At 68.5% G+C, this 25,905-nt stretch carries 25 protein-coding genes and 1 pseudogene; 11 read left to right on the top strand and 15 right to left on the bottom strand.

What is annotated here, in order from left to right; translation table 11 throughout:
• The first annotated feature begins 120 nt into the window (after positions 1-120).
• A complete protein-coding gene (locus tag ACZ6TI_RS13070) occupies positions 121-381 on the top strand; it encodes a DUF6158 family protein (protein WP_465345234.1) in 261 nt (86 codons plus the stop codon).
• Between the two features lie 103 nt (positions 382-484).
• On the opposite strand, the gene ACZ6TI_RS13065 is transcribed toward ACZ6TI_RS13070, so the two are convergent.
• Positions 485-655 carry an STAS domain-containing protein gene (locus ACZ6TI_RS13065; protein ID WP_465345450.1) on the bottom strand — a complete coding sequence of 57 codons (171 nt, stop codon included), beginning with the start codon at positions 653-655 and terminating at the stop codon, positions 485-487.
• Between the two features lie 147 nt (positions 656-802).
• Between ACZ6TI_RS13065 and ACZ6TI_RS13060 the strand changes: the two are divergent.
• A pseudogene (locus tag ACZ6TI_RS13060) lies at positions 803-1,137 on the top strand (hypothetical protein); the annotation flags it as partial.
• On the opposite strand, the gene ACZ6TI_RS13055 reads toward ACZ6TI_RS13060, so the two are convergent.
• On the bottom strand, positions 1,061-1,630 hold the full coding sequence (locus tag ACZ6TI_RS13055; protein WP_465345233.1) for a hypothetical protein: 570 nt from the start codon (positions 1,628-1,630) through the stop codon (positions 1,061-1,063). The pseudogene ACZ6TI_RS13060 and the gene ACZ6TI_RS13055 sit on opposite strands and share 77 nt — an antisense overlap.
• 15 nt (positions 1,631-1,645) lie before the next feature.
• Positions 1,646-2,788: a zinc-dependent alcohol dehydrogenase gene (locus tag ACZ6TI_RS13050; protein WP_465345232.1), complete on the bottom strand. Its 1,143-nt coding sequence runs from the start codon at positions 2,786-2,788 to the stop codon at positions 1,646-1,648.
• A 289-nt stretch (positions 2,789-3,077) separates the two neighbouring features.
• On the opposite strand from ACZ6TI_RS13050, the gene ACZ6TI_RS13045 reads away from it, so the two are divergent.
• The gene (locus ACZ6TI_RS13045; RefSeq protein WP_465345231.1) at positions 3,078-3,764 is read left to right on the top strand and encodes a hemerythrin domain-containing protein; all 687 of its coding nucleotides are present in this window, start codon (positions 3,078-3,080) and stop codon (positions 3,762-3,764) included.
• Between the two features lie 32 nt (positions 3,765-3,796).
• Here the strand turns inward: ACZ6TI_RS13045 and ACZ6TI_RS13040 are convergent, their stop codons facing one another.
• From ACZ6TI_RS13040 to ACZ6TI_RS13025, 4 genes are all read right to left on the bottom strand, one after another.
• Positions 3,797-4,300 carry a sensor histidine kinase gene (locus tag ACZ6TI_RS13040; RefSeq protein WP_465345230.1) on the bottom strand — a complete coding sequence of 168 codons (504 nt, stop codon included), beginning with the start codon at positions 4,298-4,300 and terminating at the stop codon, positions 3,797-3,799.
• A complete protein-coding gene (locus ACZ6TI_RS13035; protein ID WP_465345229.1) occupies positions 4,281-4,805 on the bottom strand; it encodes an MASE1 domain-containing protein in 525 nt (174 codons plus the stop codon). Before ACZ6TI_RS13035 ends, ACZ6TI_RS13040 begins: the two co-directional genes overlap by 20 nt.
• Positions 4,806-5,369: 564 nt before the next feature.
• Positions 5,370-5,654, bottom strand: coding sequence for a helix-turn-helix transcriptional regulator (locus ACZ6TI_RS13030; protein WP_465345228.1), 285 nt, complete (start codon positions 5,652-5,654; stop codon positions 5,370-5,372).
• Positions 5,647-6,138, bottom strand: coding sequence for a hypothetical protein (locus tag ACZ6TI_RS13025; RefSeq protein WP_465345227.1), 492 nt, complete (start codon positions 6,136-6,138; stop codon positions 5,647-5,649). The genes ACZ6TI_RS13030 and ACZ6TI_RS13025 overlap by 8 nt, the downstream gene beginning before the upstream one ends.
• 208 nt (positions 6,139-6,346) lie before the next feature.
• Here ACZ6TI_RS13025 and ACZ6TI_RS13020 point away from each other — a divergent pair, with 208 nt between their 5' ends.
• Complete coding sequence (locus ACZ6TI_RS13020) at positions 6,347-6,898, top strand: STAS domain-containing protein (RefSeq protein WP_465345226.1); 552 nt, start codon at positions 6,347-6,349, stop codon at positions 6,896-6,898.
• Between the two features lie 66 nt (positions 6,899-6,964).
• Here the strand turns inward: ACZ6TI_RS13020 and ACZ6TI_RS13015 are convergent, their stop codons facing one another.
• From ACZ6TI_RS13015 to ACZ6TI_RS13000, 4 genes are all read right to left on the bottom strand, one after another.
• Positions 6,965-8,488 carry a methyl-accepting chemotaxis protein gene (locus ACZ6TI_RS13015; protein ID WP_465345225.1) on the bottom strand — a complete coding sequence of 508 codons (1,524 nt, stop codon included), beginning with the start codon at positions 8,486-8,488 and terminating at the stop codon, positions 6,965-6,967.
• A 403-nt stretch (positions 8,489-8,891) separates the two neighbouring features.
• Entirely contained in the window at positions 8,892-9,578 is a 687-nt protein-coding gene (locus ACZ6TI_RS13010) for a hypothetical protein (RefSeq protein WP_465345224.1), read from the bottom strand.
• 124 nt (positions 9,579-9,702) lie between these two features.
• Positions 9,703-12,216 carry a winged helix-turn-helix domain-containing protein gene (locus ACZ6TI_RS13005; protein WP_465345223.1) on the bottom strand — a complete coding sequence of 838 codons (2,514 nt, stop codon included), beginning with the start codon at positions 12,214-12,216 and terminating at the stop codon, positions 9,703-9,705.
• 115 nt (positions 12,217-12,331) lie between these two features.
• Complete coding sequence (locus tag ACZ6TI_RS13000; RefSeq protein WP_465345222.1) at positions 12,332-12,691, bottom strand: hypothetical protein; 360 nt, start codon at positions 12,689-12,691, stop codon at positions 12,332-12,334.
• A 671-nt stretch (positions 12,692-13,362) separates the two neighbouring features.
• Here ACZ6TI_RS13000 and ACZ6TI_RS12995 point away from each other — a divergent pair.
• Together ACZ6TI_RS12995 and ACZ6TI_RS12990 are read left to right on the top strand one after the other, a co-directional pair.
• Complete coding sequence (locus ACZ6TI_RS12995; RefSeq protein ID WP_465345221.1) at positions 13,363-14,385, top strand: hypothetical protein; 1,023 nt, start codon at positions 13,363-13,365, stop codon at positions 14,383-14,385.
• A 66-nt stretch (positions 14,386-14,451) separates the two neighbouring features.
• Complete coding sequence (locus tag ACZ6TI_RS12990; RefSeq protein ID WP_465345220.1) at positions 14,452-14,760, top strand: nucleotide pyrophosphohydrolase; 309 nt, start codon at positions 14,452-14,454, stop codon at positions 14,758-14,760.
• Between the two features lie 1,108 nt (positions 14,761-15,868).
• Here ACZ6TI_RS12990 and ACZ6TI_RS12985 read toward each other — a convergent pair.
• Positions 15,869-16,501, bottom strand: a complete 633-nt coding sequence (locus ACZ6TI_RS12985) for a TetR/AcrR family transcriptional regulator (protein WP_465345219.1) — start codon at positions 16,499-16,501, stop codon at positions 15,869-15,871.
• Positions 16,502-16,595: 94 nt separating this feature from the next.
• On the opposite strand from ACZ6TI_RS12985, the gene ACZ6TI_RS12980 reads away from it, so the two are divergent.
• Complete coding sequence (locus ACZ6TI_RS12980) at positions 16,596-17,309, top strand: DUF998 domain-containing protein (protein WP_465345218.1); 714 nt, start codon at positions 16,596-16,598, stop codon at positions 17,307-17,309.
• On the opposite strand, the gene ACZ6TI_RS12975 is transcribed toward ACZ6TI_RS12980, so the two are convergent.
• Positions 17,249-18,037, bottom strand: a complete 789-nt coding sequence (locus ACZ6TI_RS12975; protein WP_465345217.1) for a citryl-CoA lyase — start codon at positions 18,035-18,037, stop codon at positions 17,249-17,251. The genes ACZ6TI_RS12980 and ACZ6TI_RS12975 overlap by 61 nt on opposite strands.
• Before the next feature lie 187 nt (positions 18,038-18,224).
• Here ACZ6TI_RS12975 and ACZ6TI_RS12970 point away from each other — a divergent pair, with 187 nt between their 5' ends.
• Positions 18,225-19,100, top strand: coding sequence for a shikimate dehydrogenase (locus ACZ6TI_RS12970; protein WP_465345216.1), 876 nt, complete (start codon positions 18,225-18,227; stop codon positions 19,098-19,100).
• A 16-nt stretch (positions 19,101-19,116) separates the two neighbouring features.
• Here the strand turns inward: ACZ6TI_RS12970 and ACZ6TI_RS12965 are convergent, their stop codons facing one another.
• Complete coding sequence (locus ACZ6TI_RS12965; protein ID WP_465345215.1) at positions 19,117-20,346, bottom strand: CaiB/BaiF CoA transferase family protein; 1,230 nt, start codon at positions 20,344-20,346, stop codon at positions 19,117-19,119.
• 54 nt (positions 20,347-20,400) lie between these two features.
• Positions 20,401-21,219, bottom strand: a complete 819-nt coding sequence (locus ACZ6TI_RS12960; RefSeq protein ID WP_465345214.1) for an IclR family transcriptional regulator — start codon at positions 21,217-21,219, stop codon at positions 20,401-20,403.
• A 208-nt stretch (positions 21,220-21,427) separates the two neighbouring features.
• On the opposite strand from ACZ6TI_RS12960, the gene ACZ6TI_RS12955 reads away from it, so the two are divergent.
• From ACZ6TI_RS12955 to ACZ6TI_RS12945, 3 genes are read left to right on the top strand one after another with little or no spacing between them, the layout of a single operon-like run.
• Positions 21,428-22,906 carry an aldehyde dehydrogenase family protein gene (locus ACZ6TI_RS12955; protein WP_465345213.1) on the top strand — a complete coding sequence of 493 codons (1,479 nt, stop codon included), beginning with the start codon at positions 21,428-21,430 and terminating at the stop codon, positions 22,904-22,906.
• Positions 22,906-24,669 carry a thiamine pyrophosphate-binding protein gene (locus tag ACZ6TI_RS12950; RefSeq protein ID WP_465345212.1) on the top strand — a complete coding sequence of 588 codons (1,764 nt, stop codon included), beginning with the start codon at positions 22,906-22,908 and terminating at the stop codon, positions 24,667-24,669. The genes ACZ6TI_RS12955 and ACZ6TI_RS12950 overlap by 1 nt, the downstream gene beginning before the upstream one ends.
• A gap of 53 nt (positions 24,670-24,722) precedes the next feature.
• Positions 24,723-25,877 carry an ABC transporter substrate-binding protein gene (locus ACZ6TI_RS12945; protein ID WP_465345211.1) on the top strand — a complete coding sequence of 385 codons (1,155 nt, stop codon included), beginning with the start codon at positions 24,723-24,725 and terminating at the stop codon, positions 25,875-25,877.
• The last annotated feature ends 28 nt before the right edge of the window (positions 25,878-25,905 follow it).

Here is a 25,905-nt window from a genome sequence, read left to right as displayed (position 1 = left end):
ATCGGGCACGCGTCATTCCCCGGCTCACGGTGAAATGCGAGTACTACGACGGGTGAGTCCTGGCCGGATGGGTATTGCGCTGTGCTGACACGAGCACGGACCAGCAGGGAGGGGAAGACGATGTCATTCGAGGTCCCGGACGGCGATGAGCTCGACGAAACGGGGGTGGCGGCGGCCGATCTGTCCGAAGCTGATCTGCTGCGGGAACTGGAGCAGCTGCACCGCACGCGGCATGAGACGTTCCTGCACGCGCCGACCCAGGCATTGCAGCATCACTCGGAGCGTACGGCCGATCTCGAGCTCGAATACCTGCGCCGGCACCCGGACCGAGAAATCGACCAGTCCCGGCTGCGGGACCAGGCTCGCGAACGGACGTCATAGAACGATTCGCTCGCTGCGCCGGCACAGTCCTTGGGCCCCGGCGATTCTGCCGCCGGGGCCCCGTGCAGTGCCGTTTCGCCATGATGGTGCCTTACCGGCGAATTCAGTGGCGGGTTTCGATGATTCCGGCGCTCCGGAGAATGGCTCGCACCGGGACGGACGCTCGGACGAAGTCGAGCCGGCAGTCCAATTGAGCCGCGTCCGCACGGCAGAGCCGCAGGCCGCGCACCCCGCCAGCGTCGATCACGGTGCAGCCGTGCAGATCCAGGTGGATCCGGCTCGATCGGGGATACGGGAACAGCGGCGCTGTGGGCCGGAACGTTCAACATGAGCACACTCCGACGGAAATGGATGTCGCCCTCGTTGCTGAAGGTTCGGTGACCGGATATCCCGCTGCGGGCGAAACAAACCCCGTGATCCGCTCGGCGCGTTCATCCTCGGCGTCTCAACGTTGCCGTTCCTCTACAACGTGTGGAAGTCGTACAAGGTCGGCCAGCTCGTCACGGTCGCCGACCCGTGGGGTCACGGGAATTCACTGGAATGGGCGACCTCCTGCCCGCCGCCGCTGCGCACTTCGACCGGATACCCCGAATCCGCTCCGAGCGCCCGGCGCCACCTACGAGGAAGATCAGCCGGACACCCGGTAGACGACAGCGGCGAGCCCGATACCCGCTGAGCGTCAGCGCCGTCCGGCCAACCGTTTGTAGGCCGAGTAGGCGAGGAGTGCGCCGAACACCCACGGCGTGGCCACGATGATCGGGTCGAGCAGTTGATGGCCGACGTCTGCTCGTTTCCGGCCGAACCGCGAGCCGATGCCGCGGTGTGTGAACTCGCTCAGGACGCCGGTCTCGGTGACGGGGTTGTCCGGGTGGAGGGTGGCGAAGGAGCGAAGAGTGCTCTCGACGGTGTCCACCCGGTCGGCGGCCAGCAACAGCAGCCAGTGTGCGGCCCGCCCCTCGCTGTACTTCCGGTACGAGAATCTGCGGATGACTCCGGACAGGCCCTTCGGCCGGCAGGAGGTCCCGAAGACCGGGGGGAGGAACTCGTGCTCGACGGACCGCTCGCGTGGCCACGTCTCAGGTTGCCGATCCGGAAACTCCCAATGCGCCCCGCTGAAGGATGGGTCGAAGCGCTCCCGCGGGACCGCGGGACGGTCCTTCGGGTCGAGGTCGGCCCCCCAACCGGGAATCCGGGCTCGCAGCTCGTCGCTGGACTCGGCCGGCTGCGGCCTGTCCGATGTGTAGGGCATGCTTCCTCCGTCGTATCAGCCGGGAATGATGAGCGGCTTGATGCAGTCGTCGAGCTTCGCGGAGAACATGTGGTAAGCCTCGGCGATGTGTTCCAGCGGGATCCGGTGGGTGACGATCTCACTGGGCTTGAGGTGACCGTTCCTGATGTGCTCGAACAGCCGCGGCCACTGCCGCTTCACCGGGCACTGGTTCATCCGCAGGGTCAGCCCTTTGTTGACGGCGTCGCCGAATTTGACCGCGCTGAACATCGGCCCGTACGCGCCCATCACCGAGATGGTGGCCCCTTTGCGGACCGAGTCGATCGCCCAGTTCAGCGCCACCGGTGAGCCACCCTGCAGCTTCAGCTTCGCGGAGGTCACGTGCTGGATGAAGTTGCCGTCGGCCTCCGCGCCCACCGCGTCGATCGCCACGTCGGCGCCCAGGTGATCGGTGATCTTCTTGAGGTGGACGACGATGTCGTCGTACTCGGTGAAGTTGTAGGTTTCGGCGTGGGCGAACGTCCTGGCCTTGGCCAAACGGTATTCAAGGTGATCGATGACGATCACCCGGCCCGCGCCCATCAGCCAGGCGGATTTCGCGGCGTAGAGTCCGACCGGGCCGGCGCCGAAGACCACCACGACGTCACCCTCGGCGATGTCGCCGAGCTGGGCGCCGAAGTATCCGGTGGCGAGGGCGTCGGTGAGCAGGACGGCGTCGTCGTCGTCCATCCACTCCGGGATGAGGCTCGGGCCGACGTCGGCGAAGGGCACACGCACGAACTCCGACTGGCCACCGTCGTAACCGCCGGCGGTATGTGAGTAACCGTAGATGCCACCCACCGCCGTTGCGTTCGGGTTGACGTTGTGACAGTTGGAGTACAGGCCGCGGGCGCAGTAGAAGCAGGTACCGCAGAAGATGTTGAAGGGCACCATGACCCGTTGTCCCGGCACGAGGTTCCGCACCGAGGAGCCGACTTCGTCGACGACCCCGATGAACTCGTGCCCGAAGGTCATGCCGACGCGGGTGTCGGGCATCAGCCCGTGGTAGAGGTGAAGGTCGGATCCGCAGATCGCCGCCCGGGTCACCCGCACGATGGCGTCGTTGGGATGTTCGATCGGCGGCCGGTCCTTCTCCTCGACCCGCACCCGGTACGGGCCGCGATAGACCATTGCTCGCATCAAGTGCCTCCTCGACCGTTCAAACCTGTCCGGACGTGGCGGCTACCCGGGCGATTCCCCGGTAAACGTCGGGGAGTGCTGCGAGCGGCGTGCGTGCGGGCGAATTCGACGGCTTTCGCGGCGACCGCTGTGCCGGCGGTCGTCACGGCGTTGTGTGCCGCGCCGGGGATGACGTCGGTGCTGCCGGCCCGGGCCAGCGCGGCGGCTCGGGCGGCCCACCGGGCCGGGACGATGGGGTCGTGCTGGCCGCGCCGGCGCTCGCCGCGACCGGGTCGACGGTCGGGCCGACATGGGTGGCACGAGTCAGGTCTCGCTGAACGGGGCTCATCCGGGCGGTGCGGAACGCGGGCATACCTGCGTCTACCCGGCCGTCGGGCTTTCACCGCGGGAACAGGTGGTGGATTCGGCGAGCTGTTTATTCGTTGGTCGCACGGGTATGCAGCGCCGTGGCTTCCCGGACCATCGGAGGACTTCAATGTCGACTGACGCCATCGTCATCCTCAAGGACGATCACAAGAAGATCAAAAAACTGTTTCGTGAGTTTCAGAACGCCGGCGAGAACGCTGAAGCGGCCAAGGAGCGCATCGTCAAGCAGATCATCGAGGAGCTGACGGTGCACACCTACCTCGAGAACGAGGTCATGTATCCCGAGGTGCGCAAGTTGCTGCCGGCCCTCGAGGACGACGTGCTGGAGTCGTACGAGGAACACCACGTCGCGGACATCCTCTGCGCCGAGCTCGCCGCCATGGATGCGGGGGATGAGCGGTTCGACGCCAAGACGACAGTGCTCATCGAGAACGTCACGCATCACATCGACGAGGAAGAGCAGGACTGGTTCCCGCAGGTCCGTGAGGGTGTCGGCCGGAAGCAGCTGCAGGAGCTGGGCGCTCGGATGAACGACATGCGGGAGAAGGCCCCGCGCAGCCCCGCGCAGCCATCGGCGCTCAAGAAGGCGGTCGACGCCGTCATCGACTGACCCGGAGGGAGAGATCATCGAAAACCGCTCAGTCACGCGACGCGGACCGGCTGCGTCTCCTCGGGGATGGCGCTGCGCAGGTCGTCTCTGGGAACGGTGAATGTGATGCGGGTGCCGTGTCCGGTGGGGCTGTCGGTGGCGACGATCGTGCCGCCGTGGCGTTCGACGATGCGTTTGCAGATGGCCAGGCCGAGGCCGGTGCCGCTGTAGTCGGCGTCGTGGTTGGCGCGGTGGAAGTTGTTGAAGACGGCGTCGTGTTGCCCGGTGGGGATACCGATGCCGTTGTCGGTGAGTTCGACCCGCGTCAGCCACGGCTGCGCGGCATCGGTGCCGGCGGTGATCGTGATGGTCGGTGTGACGCCCGGCGCGGTGTATTTGATGGCGTTGCCGATGAGGTTTTCGAGCAGCTGGCGCACCAGGGCGGGATCGGCGTTGACGGCGGCGAGGTCGCCGACCTGGAACACGGGTGTGCATCTGCCGGCGCCTTGGGCGTGGTCGACCCGTCCGGCGGTGATGTCACCGACGATCGCGTTCATCGCGCGAGAGCGCGAGAGCCAGACCGACAACAGCCAGGGTGCCGACGAACAGCTGGGCGACAAGCGCCCGGGTCGGGTGCGAGCCGATCATGGCGAATGGTCCCTGACCGTGCAGGGTGAACAGGATCGCGACGGTGCCGAACACCAGGTCGTGCAAGACCACGAACGTCGTGTGCATGCGCAGACCCGCCCAGACGGTCATCGCGATCAACACGAACGCCACCGGCAGCCGGCCCACGACATTGAACAGCAGGTAGTAAGCCAGCGCGGACGCAGCGACGAGCGCCACGTACTCGAGCCGCTTCCCGATGGGCAGCGACCGCCACCACCCCGCATCCGTGGCCGGGGTGTGACGGCGGCGCCACCACGTCACGAGCAGGTAGCCGATCCGGCGGCTGGCGACGCCGATGAGAAGGATGCTGACCGCGTTGCGGGTCAGCCACACCAGGGCGCTTTCCCAGGAGTAGTGGCCGGATATCGCCCATGCCGCGGTCGGGCCGATCAACGCGCCGCAGCCCGTTGACACCACCGCAGCGGCGATCAGACGCCACAGCTGACAGCCGAGACAACGGTTGCCCGCCGTCGCGTCCGCTCCACAAACCTGGAAGCCATTGGCCGAACAGCGCCGTGAACACGTATGCCTGCACGAGGTTCGCGACGACGAAGCAACCAGCCAGGCCAACGCTCGCACCGGTGGCGATGTTGACTGTCATGGTGATCACGGCCAGCGCCAAGGCGTCGAGCCAACGCCACCGCGAGTCCCGCTGCGCGACGAACCAGACCGCCAGGATGCCGGCAGCCGGCCACACCAGGCTGAGGTTGGTGGCGTCCATGACCGTCAACCGGCCAAGATAGGTCGCCACCAGATAGAGAGCCGAGAACCCGGCGGTGCGGGCCAGAGAGTGGGAAAATCTCATCTCTGTCCGCCCACCAACGCCGGCATCGGCTTCGTCATCCGCGATCAGCAACCGCGCCACTCAGGGCCTCCTGAGGCTCTCCTCCTTTCTATCGGCGACATGCCGACGCAACTGAACGCCAGGGACGTCGACGCGAGCGCGGCCGGCGCTCCTCACGATCGTCGCCCGTCATCGTCGCGGTTCGCGTGTCCGCCCGTGAGTGCCTGGGCGTCCAGGGGAGCGAACGGGTCGAGGGAGAACAGCGCCTCGACGGGCAGGTCGAAGTGCCGAGCCAGCCGCAGTGCCAGATCGAGGCTCGGGGTGTAGTCGCCCCGTTCGATGTAGCCGATGGTCTGATAGTGCACGCCGACCGCTTCGGCCAGTTGTTGCCGGGAGAGGTTGCGTTCGGTCCGCACCAGGCGCAGTCGGGTGTAGAACGCGGGTTGCGGTTTACTCATCGTCGGTGAGGTTGGTCGGCATCCGCCAGGCGAGGACCATCGATGGTGCGCCGTAGAGGAGCCCGAGGACGGCGATCATGACGCCCATCATCAGCGCCTCGTCGGCCAGGGCGGCGACTGCCACCACGAGTCCGCCCATGAGGCCGAGGCTTGCGCCGGTCGCATACGGCTCGCGGAACAGGGATCGTCGCAGGTGCACCTGCCGCTCGTCGAGGGACCTGAGTGGCCGGTCCAGCAGCCCCTGCGTGGCGATCCCGAGCAGCAGGGATCCGATCGCGTACGGGATCAGCAGGAGCAGGACCACCCAGAGCCGGCCGGTGAGCCAGCCCAGCACGGGAAGCGCGGCCAGCGCGATGAGGTACAGGCCGGCCAGCAGCCGCCGTCCGGATCGCGATCGGAACGGCGCCATCATCGGGCTGTCGTGCAACCTCCGGCACGCACGTGACCACCAGGCAGCCTGGTGGGTGAAAGGCTCGGTCGCCATCGTACGCCCCCTTGTAGATTGTGTATAAAATTTACTACGACCTGGCGTAGATGTCGACCCGACGTCGGCAGGCGCGGCTCAGGTCAGCTCAGGGTGATGAAGGCAAGGGCGACGTCGCCGATCCAGACCACAACGCCGAAGCGGTCGGTGAGCTGAGTCAGCAAGTCACCGGGTTCTGATTCTCCCGCTCTGGAGATGCGTACGGTCAATGTGGACGAACTCGTCAGCGCCCGATTGTCGACGGCCGTCGCGGCTGCGTCGGGATCGCGGGCCGCATCCAGGGTCTCGTTGTCCGGCGCCTTCTCCGCCGGCGAGATCGTTACGGCAGAGTCGTCTGACCGGCCCGGCGCACAGCGATCATGGACACCATCAAGGAAGATCAGTCCACCAGGGCAGAAGAAGCCCGGCGGGACAGGGGGCGGTGGTGGAGAGCAGCGTTCGGGCGGAGGACGGTGGGGTGGTGCGTGTGTCCGTCACCGGTGAGATCGACATGGCTACCGCTGAGGACCTGCTGCGAGCGATGACCGCGGCGGTCGAGGTTGACGGTGTCACGCAGGTCGTCGTTGACCTGGGTGCGGTGACCTTCTGCGATTCATCCGGGCTGGCCGCTTTCGACCGGGCCTATGCCACCGCAGCCGGACGGGGAGTCGTGCTGCGCCTGGTCGACGTGCAACCACCCGTCCGCCGAGTGTTGGAGTTGGTCGGCATGGCGCAGACGCTGCTCGGCCCCGAAGGCCCGTCGGTTGCCGACGGTGGCTGACGTCACGGCTCTCGCGGGGTCGGCCTTCGTCTGCTGCGAGCCTCGGGGCCGGTGACAGCACCGCGTTCAGTAGCTGAACCGGGAGACCAGGGTCTGCAGTTGAGTGGCGGCCGTGGTGAGGTTGTCGGCCGCGTTGCGGGTGTCACCGACGGTTTCGGTGGTCCGCTGGGCCGCTTCCGAGACGCCGGTGATGCCGGCGGCGATGTCGCCGGCGCCGACGGCGGCTCCGGACAGGGTGCGGTTCATCTCTTGCGTGATGGCGGTCTGTTCCTCGACCGCGGACGCGATGGTCAGCTGGATGCCGTTGATGCGTTCGATGATCGATGAGATCTCACCGATCGCGGTGACCGCACCGTCGGTGTCGGCTTGGATGGCCTGCACCCGCCGGGAGATGTCATCGGTGGCTTTCGCCGTTTCCTGCGCGAGATCCTTGACCTCGCCGGCGACCACGGCGAAGCCCTTGCCCGCCTCACCGGCGCGGGCGGCCTCGATGGTGGCGTTGAGGGCCAGCAGGTTCGTCTGCCCGGCGATGGCGGTGATGACTTTGACCACGGTTGCGATCTCGCCGGAGGATTCACCGAGCCGCGACACGATGGCATTGGTCGCTGTGGCGACCTCGACTGCCTTGGCGGCGACCTCGGAGGCCTCGGTGGTGGACACCGAGATGTCCCGGATCGACGAGCCCACCTCAGCGGAGCCGGACGAGACGATCTGCAGATTGTCCGACACCGCCTTCGCCGCCAAGGCGACTGAGCCGGCCTGTGCCGAGGCTTCGGAGGCCGCTGTGTCGACCGCACCGGATACGGCGGTGAGCTGTCCGGCAGAGGTCTTCAACGTGGTGGCTGTCCCGGCGAGCTGAACCACGTCGGCACGCAGACGCGCGATGGCCTCGTCCAGGGCCCGGGCCATCCGGCCGACCTCGTCGGTGGCGGTCACGCCGGAGGAGCGGGTCAGGTCGCCTTGGGTGAGTCCGTCAGCCAGGTGGGCGACGCCCTGCACGGCACGACGGACCCCGTTCATGACCCGTAACCCGACGAGCACGCTGAGCAGGACACCGGCAGCGAGCAGCACCGCGATTGTCACCATTGCGGTGCGCGCTCGGGACTGCGCGTCGCGGATCGACGCCTGCGACGACTGTACGGCCCGCTGTTGCAACGCGGTCTGGTCCGCGGTCAGCGCGCCGTACACGGTGTTGTACTCCTGTAGCAGGGCGGTCATGTCCAGCGTGGCCGCCGGGTCGCGGTCTGCCGTGATGAACGCCAGAAATGCCTGCCAGTCCTGCTCAGCCTTGGCCACCGCCTGCGCGCTCTCCGGGTCCGCGGGCAACGCTGCCCGCAGCCGGTCCAGGGCGTTCGCGATGGCTTGCCGGTTCGCGGCAAGCCCTTTGTTGATCTCAGTGGCGAGGCTGGGATACAACTGCGCCGCCGAGATGCCGCCGCCGAACGCCTCGACGTTCTTGCTGAACGCTCCGACAGCCGTCTCGACCGCGATGGTCCGTTGCTGCGCTGCCTCGGCCTCCCCGTTGAGCCGTTGCACCGTGTGGATCGCCACCGCACCGACCACCAGCCCGCTGATGATCGCTGCAAACATGGCAGCACTCAACTTCGTCCGGAGCGAACGATTGTCGAACGCCCTTGCGATGCCCATCACGACGCCCCCGTCAGCAGATTTCCGCCCTATCGCATCTTCCGCCGGTCCAACCGCGGCCGCCGGGGATTCCCCAATTCAGTGGATCTTCGGTCGAGGTCGGGAGGGTTCACAACTGCCACGGAAATCAGCGTGACGCCAAGGTCTCGGATCTTGGTGAGCAGGCCGTGGAGTTCCGCCTGGTCGGCGACGGCACCGGTGAGGCTCGTGGTCCCGTCGTCTTCGTGGGTCAGGGTGAGGTCACCGAACCAGGACGACCAGTGCTCGTCGAGGTGCCCGTCGACCCGCAGCTGGTAGGCGGAGGGTCCCGGTCCTGGTGCCCGTCGGCCGGCGTGCGCCGAGGCGGTCACGTGGCGTCAGCCGGGTCGAGCTGAAAAGTGGCCGGACTGGGCAGCGGGCGAGTGGTAGCGGTTCGCTGCTCACGCCAGAGCGAGAAACCGAGGCCGATCAGGGCGACGCCGGCGGGGACGGCGAACAGCCGCTGGGTGAGTTCCGGCAGCTGGAAGGTGGCGACGGTGGCGATGGCGCCGACGGACATGAGCGCTGCGGCCCACCGGGCGAGGATGTTCGCCCGGAAGAGCGCGATGCCGAAGATGATGCCGCCGGCGATGTAGGCGATGCCGACCATGCTCAGGTTCTGGAACCCGCCGACGTCGCCGACCGGAGGCTTGCTGGTGGCCACGGCGAGGACGTCGTTGACGTAGCCGGGCCGGCCGGCGGCCAGGTCCGGCAGGACGAACACTCCGATGACCTGAACGCTCAGGAGGGTGAGGTAGCCGACGGCGAGTACGGCGTACCCGATGAGGCCGAGCACTCCGGCCTGGCGGACCTGCCGCAGGTAGATACCGGTGATGCCGATCAGCGAGAAGACGGCCATGAAGATCTTCGCGGTTTCCCTGACGGCGTACTCGGTGGTGGTGGTGAACGGGGCGTCCAGCAGGGGGTGCTTGACCTGAACTGCGATGAACAGCAGGCCGCCCACGACGGCGGCAAGGCCCGCCGCCCGGGTGAGTGTGGTGGGGGTGAGTGTCATGTCGACTCCTGGTGTCCGAGTGGTCCGTGGCGGCGCCGCGGGATGACTCGAACCTAGAGACGGGCTGGGTGAGCGGGCGTCACCCAACGATGTGACCGACTGGGTGAGAGGGGAGCTGTGCCGATCAGATCAGGCCGTGTTCGCGGGCGCGGAGCACTGCCGCCCGGCGGTTGGTGACGTCGAGCTTGGTGAAGATGTGCTTGGTGTGGGTGCGCACCGTGTTGTGCGTGACGAACAACGCGCGGGCGATCTCCGGCCCGGTCAGCTCGCTGTCGAGAAGCCTGAGCACATCGAGCTCCCGTTCGCTCAACGGCTCGATGGGCGAGGGGGCCCGCGGCCGGAGGCCTTGCGCGTCGCGGACCAGGGCCTGCAGCAGGCGGATCTCCCGGACGCTTCCGGCCCGTCCCGATGCCGCAGCCGCCTCGTACAGCCGGTCGAGTAAACCGGCCGCCTGCGCGATGACGCCGCGGTCGGGCCGCATCCGATGCTGCGCGAGAAGCAACCGTACGAGTGTGAGGTGGTCGAACTCGCTCAGGTAGCGGGCCTCGTCGGTGATCGACACCCCTCGCTCACCGGCCCAGTCAGCGGCCTCCGACAGTCTGCCCTGCTCGATCCAGATCTGCGCCTTGATGGTGGCGATGGGCCGCACGTCCGGGAAGAAACCCGGACGGTAGAGCTGCTCGGCCTGGTCCAGAAGCTGGATCGCACCGTCCGCGTCGCCGGCGGCCCGGGCGAGGAGCCCCTTCGCGACGAACCAGCGAAATCGGCTCTCGGTCATCGGCGGCCCGGCGACAGCGGCGGCAGTCGCGAGGTGGTGCCGGGCGCTCTCCAGGTCTCCGATCTCGATGTCCATCTCGCTCAACGCCACATGCAGCTCGGCGGTCGCCCGCCCCACCGGTGCGCCGTGTGCCTCGGCCGAGACCAGTGCCTGCGTGCAGAGCCGGCGTGCCTTGCCCGGCCGGCCGGCGACGAGCCACAGGTCACTGAGCACCACGGTTCCGCTCAGCCCGTCGACCAGGCTGCCGGCGGCATGCAGGCTGGCCACCGCTTGGCTGAACGTCTCCAACGCGGAGGACACGTCACCCGTGGCCCACGCGGCGAAGCCGAGAAATCCGGCCGCACCGCCGCGCGCGAGATGGTCGTCGGGACCTGCCAGGTCCAAGGCGCGCCGGGCGTGCTCCGCTGTGCCGGTCGCGTCGCCGCGGGCCTGGGCGAGGGCAGACCGGTACATGGCGATGGTGGACGGCAGCGTCAGCAGGTCCTTGGTTTCGGCCCGGGGGAGAGCTTCGCCGTCGGCGATGGCCGCGAGCGCCCGTTCCGCGTCGTCGAGCCAGGGCTCGACCCCGCTCAGATCGCCGGACGCCATCAGCATGGAACCGTAGAACAGGCTGAGCACCGGGCTGCGCCGGACGGTGTCGTCGGGCAGCGCCTTCAGCCAGCCGTACATCGTCGCTTCCTGCCGATGTCGTCGGATCCTGGAGACGGCCAGCTCCATCAGGTGGGCGGCGCGGTCGAAGTCCCGGCCGGCCAGGGCGTGCCTGACCGCCTCCTCGGTCAGATCGTGGCGCTCGTACCACTGGCTGGCCCGCTGATGCAGTCGCGGAACTTCGTCCGGCTGCTCGCTGAGTCCGCGCGCCCGCAACACGTCGGCGAACAGGTGGTGGTAGCGGTACCACTCCCGCCGGTCGTCCAGGGCCACGATGAACAGGTTGGCGCGCTCGAGAAACTGAATCATCTCGGTCCCGTCTCCGCGACCGGTGACCGCGTCACAGAGCGGTCCGGTGAGCCGATCCAGAACCGCCGACTGCATCAGGAACCGGCGCACCGCGGCAGGCACGTGCGCCAGCACCTCCTCGATCAGGTAGTCGACGATGTAGCGGTCGTCGCCGGCGAAGCGCGTGATGAAGCCGCTCACATCCGACCGGCCCCGAAGCGAGAGAGCGGCCAGCTGCAGCGCGGCGATCCATCCCTCGGTCCGCTCCTCGAGGACCTCGACGTCTTCGGCGGCGAGCTCCTGGTCGACCGCATCGGTGAGGTACGCGGCCGTCTCCTCGGAGGTGAAACGCAGGTCCGCGGCCCGGATCTCGACCAGCTCGCCCCGCGCCCGCCACCGCGCCAGAGGCAGATCCGGGTCCGCTCGGGTGGAGAGCACGACGTGGACGTTGGGCGGGAGATGCTCCAGCAGGAAAGCCATCCCGCGGCCGACCTCGTGGTCGTCGATGAGGTGGTAATCGTCGAGCACCAGCCACACCTCGTCCGGCGCTGCGGCCAGCTCGTTGAGCAGCGTGATGAGCATCAGCTCGGTCGGTGCCGGGGTGGACGCGAGGAGTTCCAGCAGCGCAGTCCTGCCTACGCCCGGCACGGGGTCCTGGAGGGCGGTCACCACGTAGGTCCAGAACGATGCGGGCTCGTTGTCCGCGGCCTCGAGCGAGAGCCACGCCGCACCACGGCCGGCTGCCGGTCCCTGGTGCAGCCACGCCGCCAGGATCGTCGTCTTGCCGAACCCGGCCGGCGCGGAAACGAGCGTCAATCTCGCGTCAGCTCCGCCCTCCATCCGCTTCAGAAGTCTGGGGCGTGCCACCAGACCGCGCCGCAGCTTGGGGACGTAGAGCTTGGTGGCCATCAACGGCCGTGTCACGGCCGCCGCGGTCCGGCCTGGTCCAGCGCCGTCACGATGGCGCTAATGGTTTCCCCCACAACGCCATTCCACCGCGCCCTGCCGGAAACAGCAACGTCCGGGTGGAATCACCGTTTTACCTGCTGGTTCGTCGAGACCCGGGTCGTCGGCTTTGATTGGCCGGCCCGGAACTGCGGGGGCGAAGCGGCTGATCGCTCGGGCCGTCGACGGCGCCGGGACTGGAGAACGTCACCGAAGGCGCCGAGGGCCGGGACGACGTCGGTGGCGGCCACTGCGATGCCACGATCTGCGCTCCGGTGACCGGCATCGCGGGCGACATCTGGTCAAGCAGGCGCTGGGCGATGGTGGCGTCGATCTCGAGGTCAGCGCTGATGCGAACATCGGCGGCGGTCGCCAGGTCCACCACGTCGTCACTGGTGAACGCATCGGCTCCGAGAGTGCTGAGCCGTCGGGCGAATTCCAGCACATCGATCATCTGCAGCCACATCCCCCGGGGTTGTTGTCGACCCAGCGTAACCGGCGCTGTGATCGGTTGTTGCTGCGCCCGGCGCGGGCAGCCGAGGTGTGAGGGTCGTGTCGCGCCGATACACGGCGACCGAGCACACCGGCCGTGGAGAAATGGAATCACTGAGCCCTGCCGCCGGGCCTGGGTATCGGCAGCAACGGGCAGCTGTAATGGCGAAGCTGGTAGGCGCTGGGACGGATGGCTCTGCGCGGAGGTGGGGGCGCCCGCGAGTTGTTCCATTGTCCCTCCGGTAGTAGGGAGTCCACGTCGAGCCGACGCCGGCGATGTCCTCGGGTATCCGGACCACGCGGGTCACCAGATCGACCGCTCAACGGACGCGCGACGGTCTACCTCATCCGGCCAGGACGACAGGGCGGCCCAGGTGCAGGGAATCGGGGGCCGCAAAGCCGCAGCTCGACGCTAGGCGTGCCGACGTGCACAAGGACCGAATGAGAGACGCCTGTCTCACCCATCGTAGGCTGTGGCACCAGGTTCGCCGGTTGCCGTATTTGGGCGAATTAACCGGCTGATGCTCGTGGTACCGGCCGGCCCCGAGGTCCAGGGCCCGCCAGGGCCGCACGTCGCAACATCGTCATCGCCGCAGGTGGTATCGCCACCTATGCAGAACGGGAAGGATCCGCATGACCAAGGTCGTCATCCAGCCCTCCTACGGTAACCAGGACGCTTGGCGGCACTGGGCGGACACTCTCGATCAAGAGGTTCCCTTCACCGCAGACGCGAGAAGGACGGCGCTGAGCGCCGAGCAATTGACCGCGTTGACGGCGTTCCACCCCACCGGCACAGCCAGGTTCTGGGGGGCGACAGGAAACCATGACGCACGGATGACGACCCTGCAAACCGGCGACGTCATCCTGTTCACAGGCAAGAAGATCGTCCGCGCCATCGGCGAGGTCGGCTACAGCTTCTCGAACCCTGCGTTCGCCGATACTCTCTGGAACCCCCACCAGGACCGCGGCAGCTACAACAACGTCTATAGCCTGATCGCGTTCCAGCGCACCGACATCCCGTACGAGGAGGTCTGGGATCTGCCGGGCTTCAACCAGGGTGACAACTTCATGGGCCTGCGTTTCCTCGACCAGGCTAAGAGCGACACCGTGCTCCTCGGCCTCGGCATCGACACCCTCACCACCGCGGTCCAGCAGGCAGCCGAGGAATCCCTCACCGCTGCCGCCTTGGCCGGCAGCGCCTCCCAGATCATCAGCGTCGAGGCGGTCAACACCACGCACACCAGCTATGAACGCGCGGCCGGCATCACCCTGGTCCACCGCGCCGAGGCGCTCCTGGTCGCCCGGTACCGGGCCAGTCTGACCCGGAGTGAGCAATCACGACGGATCCTTACCCCGGCCGGGATCACCGACCTCTACGTCACCGGCCCCGCTGGGCCGGAAATCATCGAAGCCAAACGCAGCGCCGATCACTACTTCGTGCGCCAGGCACTCGCACAACTCCTCGACTATGTCATTTACGCCCCCGAGCCAATTTCCCGTCTGTCCGGCCTCTTTCCCGCCCAGCCGTCGCCAGCGGATATCGCCCTGCTCAACCGGTACGGGATCGACTGCATCCACCCGGCGTCCAACGGTCAGTTCGCCCGCCATGCCGCAACCGACGACCAGCGTCAGCGCATGAAGACCGTATGGTCATAGTCCAGGCCCGCACGCAGACTTAGTCTCGGCCGTCAGACTGTGCCTATGAGTCCTGATCCTTGGCCGGTGGCCGTGCAGGCGCAACTGCGCTCCTTCGCCGAAGAACGCGATTGGACACAGTTCCACACACCCAAGAACCTGCTCCTCGCCCTCATGGGCGAGGTCGGCGAACTCGCGGAGCTCTACCAGTGGGCCGCCCCCGAAGCGACGCCAGACGGGGTCGCCGACGAGATCGCAGACGTAATGATCTACCTGCTCCGCTTCGCGGATGTCGTTGGTGTCGACATCGACCTCGCCGTGCAGAACAAGATCAAGGCGAACGGCGCACGCTACGACGTCGCGACGTGGCAGGGTAAGGCCGGCAAGGCTCCCTGAGAAGAGTTGCCGGCTGACCCACGTAGGTCGGGCCCAGTTCTCGTCGATAACGCACTCCGGTCGAAGGCGGTGTGTGGGACTGGGCCGATCGTTGCGATACAGCTGATGACCGACTGTGTTTTGGCGAAGGTTCGGTAATCGTCCTTCACCCAACGCCTTCCCGGAGACCGGTCGGCAGACTCTCGTTTGCTATTGATTTAGGGGCGATCAGTCTTGTCAGCGGTCGCGAGAGCCTCCTTGATGCGGTGCAGCAATTTCTCGACCTTATGGCCTGCGTCGAAGGCGTCCGCTCGGTCATCAATCTCGTTGGCTGATCCCCAGTCCCATTTTCCTTGACCAACTGACATGACAAACCAAAGGTCGCCACTGCTTGGATGTAGAAATAAGGCGCATCCCCATTCTTTAACGAGCAATGTCATGGGCTGTGTTGAACAGGTGATGAGGCACGTGCAAGCCTCAGCGTTGTAAATAGTGCGCCGAGAGTGGTGATGAATAGGGCATCGGCAATCACAGAGTCGATCAATCGGATGCGGGAAGGCCACAAGTGATCCAAATCATTATGAGGATGAGAACAGCCCTGGTTTGTACGTCTCTGGCCGACCCGCCGAGAGGTCCGCGTCGGTCCTGAGGTTCGAGGATGACGTGGTGCAGACCGGCGTGCCGCCCTTTCGTTGCACGCTGTGGACAGCTTCGAGCTGTGGACAATCGCCACGTGCCTCGGTCGGTGTGGTATGAGCGACCGGTGGGCGCGGAGACGCGGGCGCCGATGTGTGTCGACGCATCGAGCCGGATCGGGTTGGCGGTCAAGAGCCACAGAGTGCGCGGAGGCGCCGGAATTCTGGATGGTGAAGAGAGCGACAGATCGAGAGATCGGGAATGACAACCACCACGGGTCTCGACATCGGGCTAGGTCGCGTCGCCGAATCAGATTGATTGGCTCTGTCGCGCCACGCGGCTACAGGATCGGGGCGACGTTGATCCGAAATCCCTCGACTCAGTTCGGCGTCGCAGACCACAATCCACGCTCGTGCAACAGCCGGACCAAACCACCCAATGACCGTGCCGTTCGCTCTGGACGAGCGGGTGACCGGTACCTCTTGTCGGAAAGTCAGGCCTTGGCTGTGTTCTGGTAGTGGATCCAGCCCTCATCGAGAAGCCGGAAGCCCGCGTTGATGGCCGGTTCCGGATCAGGGTCCCGCGTTGCGCTGAGCTGGATTTGAAGGGCGAACCGGACGTAGAAGCGGATCTCGTCGGTCGGTTCGGCGAGTGTGAACTCGTCGGCGATGGCCGCGGTCAGGGCGTTTTCGTGGCGGAACCACATTCGTTCGGCGTACTCGACGAGGGATGGGGTCTGTTCCATGAGCGCCAGCAGCGAACGTTGGGGTTCGGACGAGAGCGCGGCGATTTCGTCGAGGTAGTGCGCCTTCAGCGCGGCGGAGATCGTGGTTCCCGGCGGCCGATCGGACACCGCGGCCACGAGCCGCGCATGCCGCTCGTCTTCGTCACCGAAGGCGAGGGCCTCCTTCTGCGGGAAATGTGCGAAGACGGTGGTGGGCGACACGTCCGCCCGGTCTGCGATCTCGCGCACGCTCACGGCATCGAACCCGCGCTCGAGGAAGAGCTCGTGCGCCGCTTCCACGATCGACGCCCGGGTCGCGGCCTTCTTGCGCTCACGCCGGCCGGCTCTCAGATCGCCCATGTCCGTCAGCTTAGTGGAGCCGGCCAGAAGTTGGCTTGACACCAAAACTGGTATCGGTACAGTTTCGTAGTGACACCGGGAAAGCTCTAGAGGAGAAGTCATGAACGAATCCAGGCGGCGCCGCGCTGCCGGCGCCGTGCTCATCGCCGGCGGAATGATCTTCTTCCTTGCCGAGTTCGTTGCTGCCGCGGCCTGGACGAAACCTCCGTACAGCTACACGTACCACTACATCAGCAACCTCGGCGTCCGCGGACCCGCGGAAGGCTTCGGGCAGCTCATGTACTCGCCGCTGGCCTGGGTCATGAACACGGGCTTCGTCCTCTTCGGGATCACCCTGTTCATCGGTGCCGTCATGCTGACGGGCCTGCACGGCCGGCGGCGCTGGGCGGTGCTCGTTCCGGGATTCCTGCTCGCCGCCGGCGGCGTTCTGCTGGGGCTGTTCCACGGCACCGGCGAAGAGCCGGACAGCGGCGCCATCGACTTCCACTCGATCGGCGCACTGGCCGGCATCGTCGGCGGCAACGTGCTCATCGTCATCCTCGGACGGCTGGGCCGGCACGCGGGGATCGCCAGGAGGACCGGCCGGGCGATGATCATCCTCGGCATCGCGGGCCTCGCATCCCTGGTGGGCTTCCTTGCCATTGCCGGCTCGGAAGCCGCCCTTATCGGCCTGGTGGAACGCTGCGCCGTCTATCCATCCCTGGTCGGCCTGATCTGTGCGGGTCGATCCATCCGGCGTCGCACGGCCTCGGATGCGCCAGAGGCGCGTCGCGTCGACCCGGCGCTGGGTCAGCCGAGGTGGGTGGGTCTGATCGACGGGGGGATCGGGCCCTTGTTGCGGCGGCCTTGACCGGTTTCCTCCCACGCGTGGGCGAGGATGCCCACGCTGCGGCTGAGGACGAACAGGCCGCGCGCCAGCGGGGCGGGGAAGCCGAGTTCCGCATAGATCACGGCGGTCGCTCCGTCGATGTTCATCGGCACCGGGCGGGTGCGGCCGCGGTTGAGCGCTTCCTCGACGCCGAGCGCCGCCCGCAGGTGGTGACCCTCCACTGTGCCCTCCGCGACCGCCGTCGCCACGAGGGCGAGCAGCGGATCGCGGCGCGGATCACGGGTGTGGAAGCGATGGCCGAAGCCGGGCAGATAGCGGATGCCGTTGTCCCGCCAGGCGGCGATCACCTCGTCCACGGCCGTCGGCAGCGGTGTGCCGGCCGCCTCGCGTACCCGGATCTCGTCGAGCAGGACCACGCACTCCTGGCCGGCGCCCCCGTGTGAGTCACCCAGCAGGTTGATCGCGCTCGCCATCGCGTTGTTGAGGCCGACACCGCAGGTGACGGCCATCCGGGCGACGGCGATCGACGGCGCGTGCGGACCATGGTCGACCCCGGCGACGAGCGCGGCCTCGAGCAGGCGCACCTGCTCGGGCGCCGGCCGGTCGCCCCGCAGCATCAGCCAGATCATCGATCCGAAGCCGGTCGCGCCGATGAGGTCCTGCACCGGGTGGCCGCGGAGCTCCACGACGTTCGGTTCGATGCGTGACACCGCGGTCGCCCACCAGTCGGCGGTCTCCTCGTCTGACAAGACGGCTCCTCCAGTCCGCTAAGCGGACCATCAGGCGGACTAGTGGTCCACACTGCGGTCCGGCCCAATATAGGTCGCACCGTCGTGAAGTGGCAACGACCCGGTCCGCACCGCGGACCGGTATTGACATCCGCGGTTTCCGGGGCATTAACTAACGCACCAGTTCGTACATTGGTGGAGGTCCCGAGTGGCCAACCCGGACGAGCAGTTTCTGGTGGGTCTGATCGGCGCCGGGATCGGCACCTCGATGAGCCCCACGTTGCACGAGCGCGAGGCCGATCGCCGGGGTCTGCGCTACCTCTACCGGGTCATCGACCTGAGCCGGCTCGGCCTGGCCGCGGCCGACGTCGGTGCCCTGGTGACCGCGGCGCAGCAGCTCGGCTTCCGCGGCCTGAACATCACCCACCCGTGCAAGCAGGAAGTGGTCGAGCACCTCGACGAGCTGTCTCCGGAGGCCGCGGAGCTGGGCGCGGTCAACACCGTGGTGTTCGACCGCGGGCGTTCGATCGGCCACAACACCGACCGGCACGGCTTCGCGGCCGGCTTCGCCCGCGCGCTTCCGGGCGCCCCGCTCGGCCGGGTGGTGCTGCTCGGTGCGGGCGGCGCGGGCGCCGCGGTGGCCTCGGCCATGGCACAGGCGGGTACGCGCCGGCTCGCGGTCGTCGACATCGACCTGCGCCGGGCGCGCCGCCTCGCCGCCTCGTTGCGTCGCCACCCGGGTCTGATCGCCGAGGCGGGCGGGCCGGAGTCGGTGCCCGGCTTCCTGCGAGACGCGGACGGCTTGATCAACGCGACGCCGATCGGCATGGAGGGGCATCCGGGCCTGCCGCTCGATGCCGGCCTGCTGTCGTCCCGGGTCTGGGTGGCCGACATCGTCTATCGCCCGCTGGAGACCGAGCTGCTCCGCGTGGCCCGTGCCCGCGGCTGCCGCACGGTCGCCGGCGGCGGCATGGTCGCCTACCAGGCCGCCGAGTCGTTCCGCCTGTTCACCGGCCGGTCGGCGGACGCCGAGCGGATGTACGCCGACTTCGCAGCGCTCACCGGGAGCGCGGCCGATGGCTGAGGAACGGCTCGGCGCTTCAGCGGGCGACGTCGACGGCGGCCGTCGCCGAAGCGGTGCGCCAGCGCTCGAGCAGGTTCGGCAATTCGGCGTTGTGCTCGCCGAGGGCCGGTGGCGCGCTCGACGGCCGCAGCTGCTCGCCGTCGACGAGCACGCCGTTCCCGCTGAGCCGCAGCCCGTCCCGGCCGTTGGCGGCGAGGGCCTGCGGGGCGTCCGCCCGCAGCGGCAGATCGGTGAAGAAGCCGCGGTCGTGCAGCTGCTCGGAGGTGACCGCCTGGGCGACGGTGAGAATCCGTGCGGCCGGCACGCCGGCGCCGGAGAGCAGCCGTTCCCACTCGGCTGCGGAGCGGGTGCGCAGAGCGGTGTTGAGCTCGTGGTTGAGCGCGTCCCGATGGGCCTTGCGGGCCTCCCGGTCGGCGAACCGGGGGTCGGTGACGAGATCGGGGCGCTGCACCAGCGCGCACAGCACCTCGAACTGCTGCTGGCGGTTCGCGGCGATGTTCAGCGGGCCGTCCGCGGCCTCGAAGGTGCCGGAGGGCGCGGCCGTGGCGTTCTGGTCGCCCATCGGCTCCGGTGCGACACCGCTCAGCAGATAGTTCGAGACGGCCCAGCCCATCGCGGACAACGACGCCTCCAACATGGACACGTCGAGGAAGCGGCCTTTGCCGTCCCGCTGCCGGCCGGCCAGCGCCGCGGTGATGGCGAGCGCGGCGCTGAGACCTCCCACGGTGTCGGCGACCGGGAAGCCCACCCGCAGCGGAGCCGTCTCGGGCGTGCCGGTGATGCTCATCATCCCGGAGAGTCCCTGGATGATCTGGTCGTACGCGGGCGCCTGGCTCATCGGCCCGTGCTGGCCGAACCCGGTGATGGCGCAGTAGATCAGGGCCGGGTTGAGCTCGCGCAGACGGTCCCAGGGATAGCCGATCCGGGCCAGCACCCCGGCCCGGTAGTTCTCCACCAGCACATCGGCGTGGCGGACCAGCTCGTCGAAGACCGACCGTCCCTCGGCGCCCTTGAGGTCGAGCTCGATCGACTTCTTGCCCGCGTTCTGCGCCAGGAAGGAGACACCCATCCGAGCCTGGTTCAGCAAGGGATCCGGCCCGAGCTGGCGCGCCAGGTCGCCGCGCCCCGGCATCTCGACCTTCACCACCTCGGCGCCCAGCAACATGAGGTGGTAGGTGCAGAACGGGCCGGCCAGGACGTTGGTGAGGTCCAGGACGCGGACGCCGGCCAGTGGTCGGTCAACCATGTGCGAGTCTCCTTCGGACGGATCGGACCGGGAATTCTCCGAGCCGATCCGCGATCAGAGCGGCGAGCTGAGCGGATGGTCGAAACCCCGCTCGCTCATCTGCTGTGCGGCGGTGACAAGAGCCTTGACGAAGCCCTCGACGCGTTCGCCGGTGAAGCGCGTCGAGGGGCCGCTGAGGGTCAGCGCGGCGACCACCGTGCCAGAGCGGCCCAGCACCGGCGCGGCGACGGCGGACAATCCCTCCTCCCGCTCGCCGTGGCTGACGGCGAAGCCCTGGCGCGCGGCGTCGTCGATCCACTCCTGAACGCGCCGCGCGTGCCCCTCGCCGTACGGCGAGGAGCGGGCGATCCGGGCCACCAGCGCGGGATTCGCGTGCCGCAGCAACACCTTCGCCGAGGCGCCCGCCCACAGCGGCAGCTCGTCACCCACGCGGACCACGTGCCGCAACGGCTGCGGGCTCTCCTGCTGGGCGATGCACACCCGGACGATGTCGCGGGCGACGTAGAGATTGACCGTCTCGCGCTCGCGAGCGGCCAGGTCGCGCATCATCCGCTGGGTTTCCGGGGGCAGCTCCCAGCTGCGCCGGGCCAGGTGCGCCCAGCGCCACAGGCCCGGTCCGGCCAGGTATCCCGAGCCGGTGGCCCACAGCAGCCCGCTCTGCTCCAGTGTCTGGACCAGACGGATCACCGTGGTCTTCGCCAGGCCGGTGGCGGCGACGATGTCGCGAATCGCGATCGACGGCCGGTCCTCGCTGAGCAGGGACAGGATGTCCAGCGCCCGTTGCACGCTGCGGACGCCATGACTCTCGGCGGCCTCCTCGACTGCGGTTCGTTGCTCGGCTGCGCTGGCATCTGGCGTGATCGCGGAGGTCACTGCGGCTCACTCTCCCTTGCGTCGGGTGCCGGCCGGACGCGCCGGCGAAGACCCGATTCTGCCCGCCTGCCCGGCCGGTTCATCGGCCCGTAACTTTTCGGACCGACCTATTGCCAGGGGCTGTCGGGCAACCCTAAGTTACACCTAGTCCACACAGTGGTCCATATGCCGGATGTAGGTCCACCCAACGGACCTCGGGAGGCTTCCGATGCTCGACTCGCTCCTCAAGACGCGATCACCCGACGAGGTGGTGGTGGTCCCGTCGCTGCTCGGTGGCAAGTGGGTGGAGGACGGCCCGCTCGCCGATCGCGTCGGCCCGTACCTGCGCACGGTGGTCAGCCGGGCCCGGGTCGCCGCGCCCGGTGACGAGCGGGCCGCGGCGGAGTACGCGAAGGCCGGCAGCAGGGCGACGGCCCGCCTGGCGCCGGCGACCCGGGCCGCCGTCCTGGAGCGCGCCGCGACTCTCGCCGCGGCCCGCCGGGACGAGTTCGCCCGGCTCATCGCGCTCGAGCTGGGCAAGCCGCTCAAGGACGGCGCGGGCGAGCTGGACCGGGTGGCGGACACCTTCGCGGTGTGCGCGGCCGAGGCTCGCCAGATCGGGGGAGACGTCCTGCCGGTCGCCGGTTGGGAGCGCGGCGTCGGCAACACCGCCCTCACCTATCGGGCGCCGGCCGGCGTGGCACTGGCCATCACGCCCTTCAACGCGCCGGCCAACCTGCTCGCGCACAAGCTGGGCGCCTCGTTCGCGGCCGGGAACAGCACCATCGTGAAGTCGCCACCACAGGCGCCGGCCGTGTCGGCCGGGATCGTCGCGCTGCTGCTCGAGGCCGGTGCGCCGCCCGAGGCGGTGCAGCTGCTGCACGGCGGCGGCGACGTCGGTGCGGCCCTGTGCGCCGCCCCGGAGGTGGCGGTCATCAGCTTCACCGGCAGCGCGGAAACGGGCGCCGCGGTGGCCCGGGCGGCCGGCGCGAAACGTCTCGTGCTGGAGCTCGGCGGCAACGCCGCCACCATCGTCTGCGACGACGCGGACGTGCCGGCCGCTGCTCGGGTGTGCGCCCGCACCGGCTACACCAACTCCGGCCAGAGCTGCATCTCGGTGCAGCGGATCTACGTGCAGCAGTCGCGGTTCGACGAGTTCGTCGACGCGCTCACCACCGAGGTGGCCGGGCTCCGGGTCGGCGATCCGCTGGACCCCGCGACCGACGTCGGCTCGATGGTCGACGAGGCGGCCGCCGACCGGGTGCTCACCTGGGCCACCGAGGCGGCGGCCGGCGGCGCGCGGATCACGCTGGGCGGCACCCGCGACGGCGCCACGCTGCACCCGACCGTGGTCGCCGATCCGCCGGCGGAGGCGTCGATCGTCACCAGGGAGGTGTTCGGCGCGCTGGTCACCGTGCTGCCCTTCGACGACTTCGACGCGGTGCTGGAAACCTGCAACACCAGCCGGTTCGGGTTGCAGGCCGGCCTGTTCACCCGCGACCTCGGCCGGATCCTCACCGCGTGGCGCGAGCTGGAGGTCGGCGGGCTGGTGGTGAACGGCTCCTCCAACTTCCGGCTGGACCACGTGCCGTTCGGTGGCGTGAAGGACTCCGGGTTCGGCCGGGAGTCGCCGCGCTGCATGGTCGAGGACTACACGGTGATCAAGACGCTGCTGCTGCGCGGCATGTCGATCTGGGGTGAGAACTGATGACGATGACGGCTGATCAGCGGGCGCGGACCCGCACGGCGGCGGACGCGCTCGTCGAGCAACTGCGGTCGTACGGGGTCGAGTACGTCTTCGGCACCTGCGGGCACACCAACATCGCGCTGCTCGATGCGATCGGCCGCAGCGACATCACCTTCGTCATCGCCCGGCACGAGCAGACCGCCGCGCACGCCGCCGACGGATACGCGCGCGCGACCGGCAAACCCGGCGTGCTGCTCATGCACGTCGGCCCCGGGATGATGAACGCGGTCACCGGGGTGGCCACCGCCGCGATGGACTCGGTGCCGCTGATCGCCATCTCCGGCGACATCCCGTCCTACATGTACGGCCGGCACCCGCACCAAGAGGTCAACCTGCACCAGGACGCCGACCAGACGGCGATCTACCGCCCCTTCGTGAAGCGGGTGTGGCAGGTGCACCGGGTGGAGGACCTGGCCCGCTTCACCGAGCGCGCGTTCTGGACCGCCACCTCCGGGCGGCCGGGCGCGGTGCTGCTGAGCGTACCCATGGACGTCTTCTCGCGGCCGCAACCCGAGTCCGTGCCGGACCATCCGCTGCCGGGCTCGGCCACCCGCCCCGGCCTTCCGGAGGCGGATGCCGACCGGATCGCGGCCGCGCTGATCGGCGCCGAGCGGCCGCTGCTTTACATCGGCGGCGGGCTGGGCGGTGACGCCGGGCGGCGGGCGCTGCGTGAGCTGGCCGAGCACCTGGACATCCCGGTCGCGCACTCGCTGATGGCCAAGGGCACGGTGCCCGACGAGCACCCGCTGGTGCTCGGCATGACCGGCTTCTGGGGACTCGAGGTCACCAACTCCTATGCCCGCGACGCCGACGTGGTGCTGGCCGTCGCCACCCGCTTCGCCGAGACCGACGCCAGCTCCTGGAATCCCGAGTACACCTGGCGGTTCCCGCCGAGCCGGCTCATCCAGATCGACATCGACCCGGCCGAGATCGGGCGGAACTATCCGGTCGAGATCGGGGCGGTGGCCGACGCCGGGCTCGCCGTGCCGGCCATCCTCGCCGCGGTCCGCAAACGCTCGCCCGAGCCGGTGCAGCGGGCCGGGCTGCGCGAGCGGATCCGGGTGGCGCGCACGGAGCTCTTCGCCGCCAGCGCCGAACGCGGTCGCAGCGACCAGTTCCCGCTGCGCCCGGAACGGATCCTGGCCGACGTGCGCGCGGTCCTGCCGGAGAACGCGGTGCTGGTCACCGACGTCGGCTGGAACAAGAACGGGGTGGCGCAGTGCTATCCGCTGCCGGCCGCCGGCCGGTTCATCACCCCGGGCGGCGCGTCCACCATGGGCTTCGGCCCCGCTGCGGCGCTCGGCGTGCAGATCGGCGATCCGGAGCGGGTGGTGGTCGCGCTGATCGGCGACGGCGGGATGAGCGCGCAGCTGCCGGCCGTGCCGATGGCGGTCGAGCAGGGCCTGCCGGTGATCTTCCTGGTGATGAACAACCGCTCGCACGGCACCATCTCGGATCTGCAGTCCAGCTTCTTCGGCCGCAGCTACGGGTGCGACTTCGTCGATCCGGACGGGCGGCCCTACAGCCCCGATTTCGCCGCTCTGGGCCGGGCCTGCGGCGCCGACGGCTATCTCATCTCGGCGCCGGGCGAGCTCGCCACCGCGCTGCGCACGGCCGTCGAACGCCGCCGTCCCGCGGTGCTCGACGTGCCGATGGTGAACGAACCGGTGCCGACGCCCGGGCACTGGAACATCAAGGACATCTATCAGGGCGTCTTCGAATGATCCGCACGATCCCCCCTTTCCATGCTCTTCAGACCGATCGAGGTGAGACGCACATGTCCCGACGACGCGCCACCGCTTCCATATCCCTGATCGCCGCCCTGACCGCCGTCCTGGCCGCCGGGTGCAGCGCGCCCGGCGGCGAGGAGGAATCCTCCGGCGACGCCTCCGGACCCATCAAGATCGCCGTCGCCGACGCGCAGAGCGGTCAGCTCAGCTCGCTCGGCGCGTGGGAGCTCAAGGGCGTGAAACTCGCCGTCGAGGAGTGGAACGCCAAGGGCGGCATCAACGGCCGGAAGGTCGAGCTGGGCGTCTTCGACAGCCAGGCCGACCCGACCATCGGCACCAACCTGGCGCGCAAGATCGCCAGCGAGGACTACATCGCCATGCTGGGCACCGCGGAGAGCGCGGTGACCATCGCGATGGCGCCGATCCTCAAGCAGGAGTCCATCCCGAACATCACCTCGGGCCAGTCACCCGGCCTGGTCGCGGTGAAGAGCGAGTTCCTCTTCCTAAACGGCCCGACCAGCACCACCTACGACGAGACGCTGGCCAAGCACATCGTCGACGGTCAGGGCCTCAAGGAGATCGCGATGATCACCAACAACGGCGGTTACGGCAAGGGCGAGCATGACGCGTTCCTCAAGGCGCTCGGCTCGCGCGGCGTGAAGCCGGTCGTCGACCAGGTGGTCACCACCGACCAGAAGGACTTCAGCGCGGTGCTCACCACGATCCGGCAGAAGAACCCGAAGGTCATCTTCCTGGGCGCCGAGGAGGTCGAGTCCGGCCTGATCGTCAAGCAGGCGCGCGATCTCGGCATCAAGGTGCCGTTCGCGGGCGCGGCGCCACAGGGCACCCCGGTCTTCCTGGACACCGCGGGCGCGGCCAACGCGGAGGGCACGATCGTCAGCTCGCCGTACCTGAGCAACGAGACCAGCGAGGCGGCCAAGACCTTCGCCGCGGCGTACAAGGCCGCGTACGGCGAGGAGGCCGAGTTGCACGGGGCCAAGGCCTACGACGGCGCGCAGATCCTGCTCACCGCGCTGAAGAACAGCAACGTCGCGACCGGCAAGGAGCTGGCCGACGCGATCCGGGCGGTCAAGCACCAGGGCCTGCTGGGTGACTTCGCCTTCGACGAGACCGGGGTCGGCATCTTCGAGACCTCGATCGGCATCATCCAGGGCGGCAAGCTGGTGGCCGCCGCCGGCTGACCGGTCACTGCTCCGATCCCGGCGGCCC

This window comes from Actinoplanes sp. NPDC051388, assembly GCF_055586225.1.
The sequence above is the reverse complement of the archived record's forward strand: the minus strand, read 5'-3'. Positions and strand labels throughout refer to the sequence as shown.

Excerpts from the sequence above, each read along its gene's own strand:
- ACZ6TI_RS13020 (WP_465345226.1), top strand. The coding sequence starts at position 6,347 with ATGTGGACGAACTCGTCAGCGCCCGATTGTCGACGGCCGTCGCGGCTG.
- ACZ6TI_RS13015 (WP_465345225.1), bottom strand. The coding sequence starts at position 8,488 with ATGTTTGCAGCGATCATCAGCGGGCTGGTGGTCGGTGCGGTGGCGATC.
- ACZ6TI_RS13040 (WP_465345230.1), bottom strand. The coding sequence starts at position 4,300 with ATGAACGCGATCGTCGGTGACATCACCGCCGGACGGGTCGACCACGCC.
- ACZ6TI_RS13025 (WP_465345227.1), bottom strand. The coding sequence starts at position 6,138 with ATGGCGACCGAGCCTTTCACCCACCAGGCTGCCTGGTGGTCACGTGCG.
- ACZ6TI_RS13030 (WP_465345228.1), bottom strand. The coding sequence starts at position 5,654 with ATGAGTAAACCGCAACCCGCGTTCTACACCCGACTGCGCCTGGTGCGG.
- ACZ6TI_RS13055 (WP_465345233.1), bottom strand. The coding sequence starts at position 1,630 with ATGCCCTACACATCGGACAGGCCGCAGCCGGCCGAGTCCAGCGACGAG.
- ACZ6TI_RS13000 (WP_465345222.1), bottom strand. The coding sequence starts at position 12,691 with ATGATCGATGTGCTGGAATTCGCCCGACGGCTCAGCACTCTCGGAGCC.
- ACZ6TI_RS12965 (WP_465345215.1), bottom strand. The coding sequence starts at position 20,346 with ATGGTTGACCGACCACTGGCCGGCGTCCGCGTCCTGGACCTCACCAAC.
- ACZ6TI_RS13050 (WP_465345232.1), bottom strand. The coding sequence starts at position 2,788 with ATGCGAGCAATGGTCTATCGCGGCCCGTACCGGGTGCGGGTCGAGGAG.
- ACZ6TI_RS12945 (WP_465345211.1), top strand. The coding sequence starts at position 24,723 with ATGTCCCGACGACGCGCCACCGCTTCCATATCCCTGATCGCCGCCCTG.
- ACZ6TI_RS12955 (WP_465345213.1), top strand. The coding sequence starts at position 21,428 with ATGCTCGACTCGCTCCTCAAGACGCGATCACCCGACGAGGTGGTGGTG.
- ACZ6TI_RS13070 (WP_465345234.1), top strand. The coding sequence starts at position 121 with ATGTCATTCGAGGTCCCGGACGGCGATGAGCTCGACGAAACGGGGGTG.
- ACZ6TI_RS13010 (WP_465345224.1), bottom strand. The coding sequence starts at position 9,578 with ATGACACTCACCCCCACCACACTCACCCGGGCGGCGGGCCTTGCCGCC.
- ACZ6TI_RS12995 (WP_465345221.1), top strand. The coding sequence starts at position 13,363 with ATGACCAAGGTCGTCATCCAGCCCTCCTACGGTAACCAGGACGCTTGG.
- ACZ6TI_RS12950 (WP_465345212.1), top strand. The coding sequence starts at position 22,906 with ATGACGATGACGGCTGATCAGCGGGCGCGGACCCGCACGGCGGCGGAC.
- ACZ6TI_RS13045 (WP_465345231.1), top strand. The coding sequence starts at position 3,078 with ATGGGTGGCACGAGTCAGGTCTCGCTGAACGGGGCTCATCCGGGCGGT.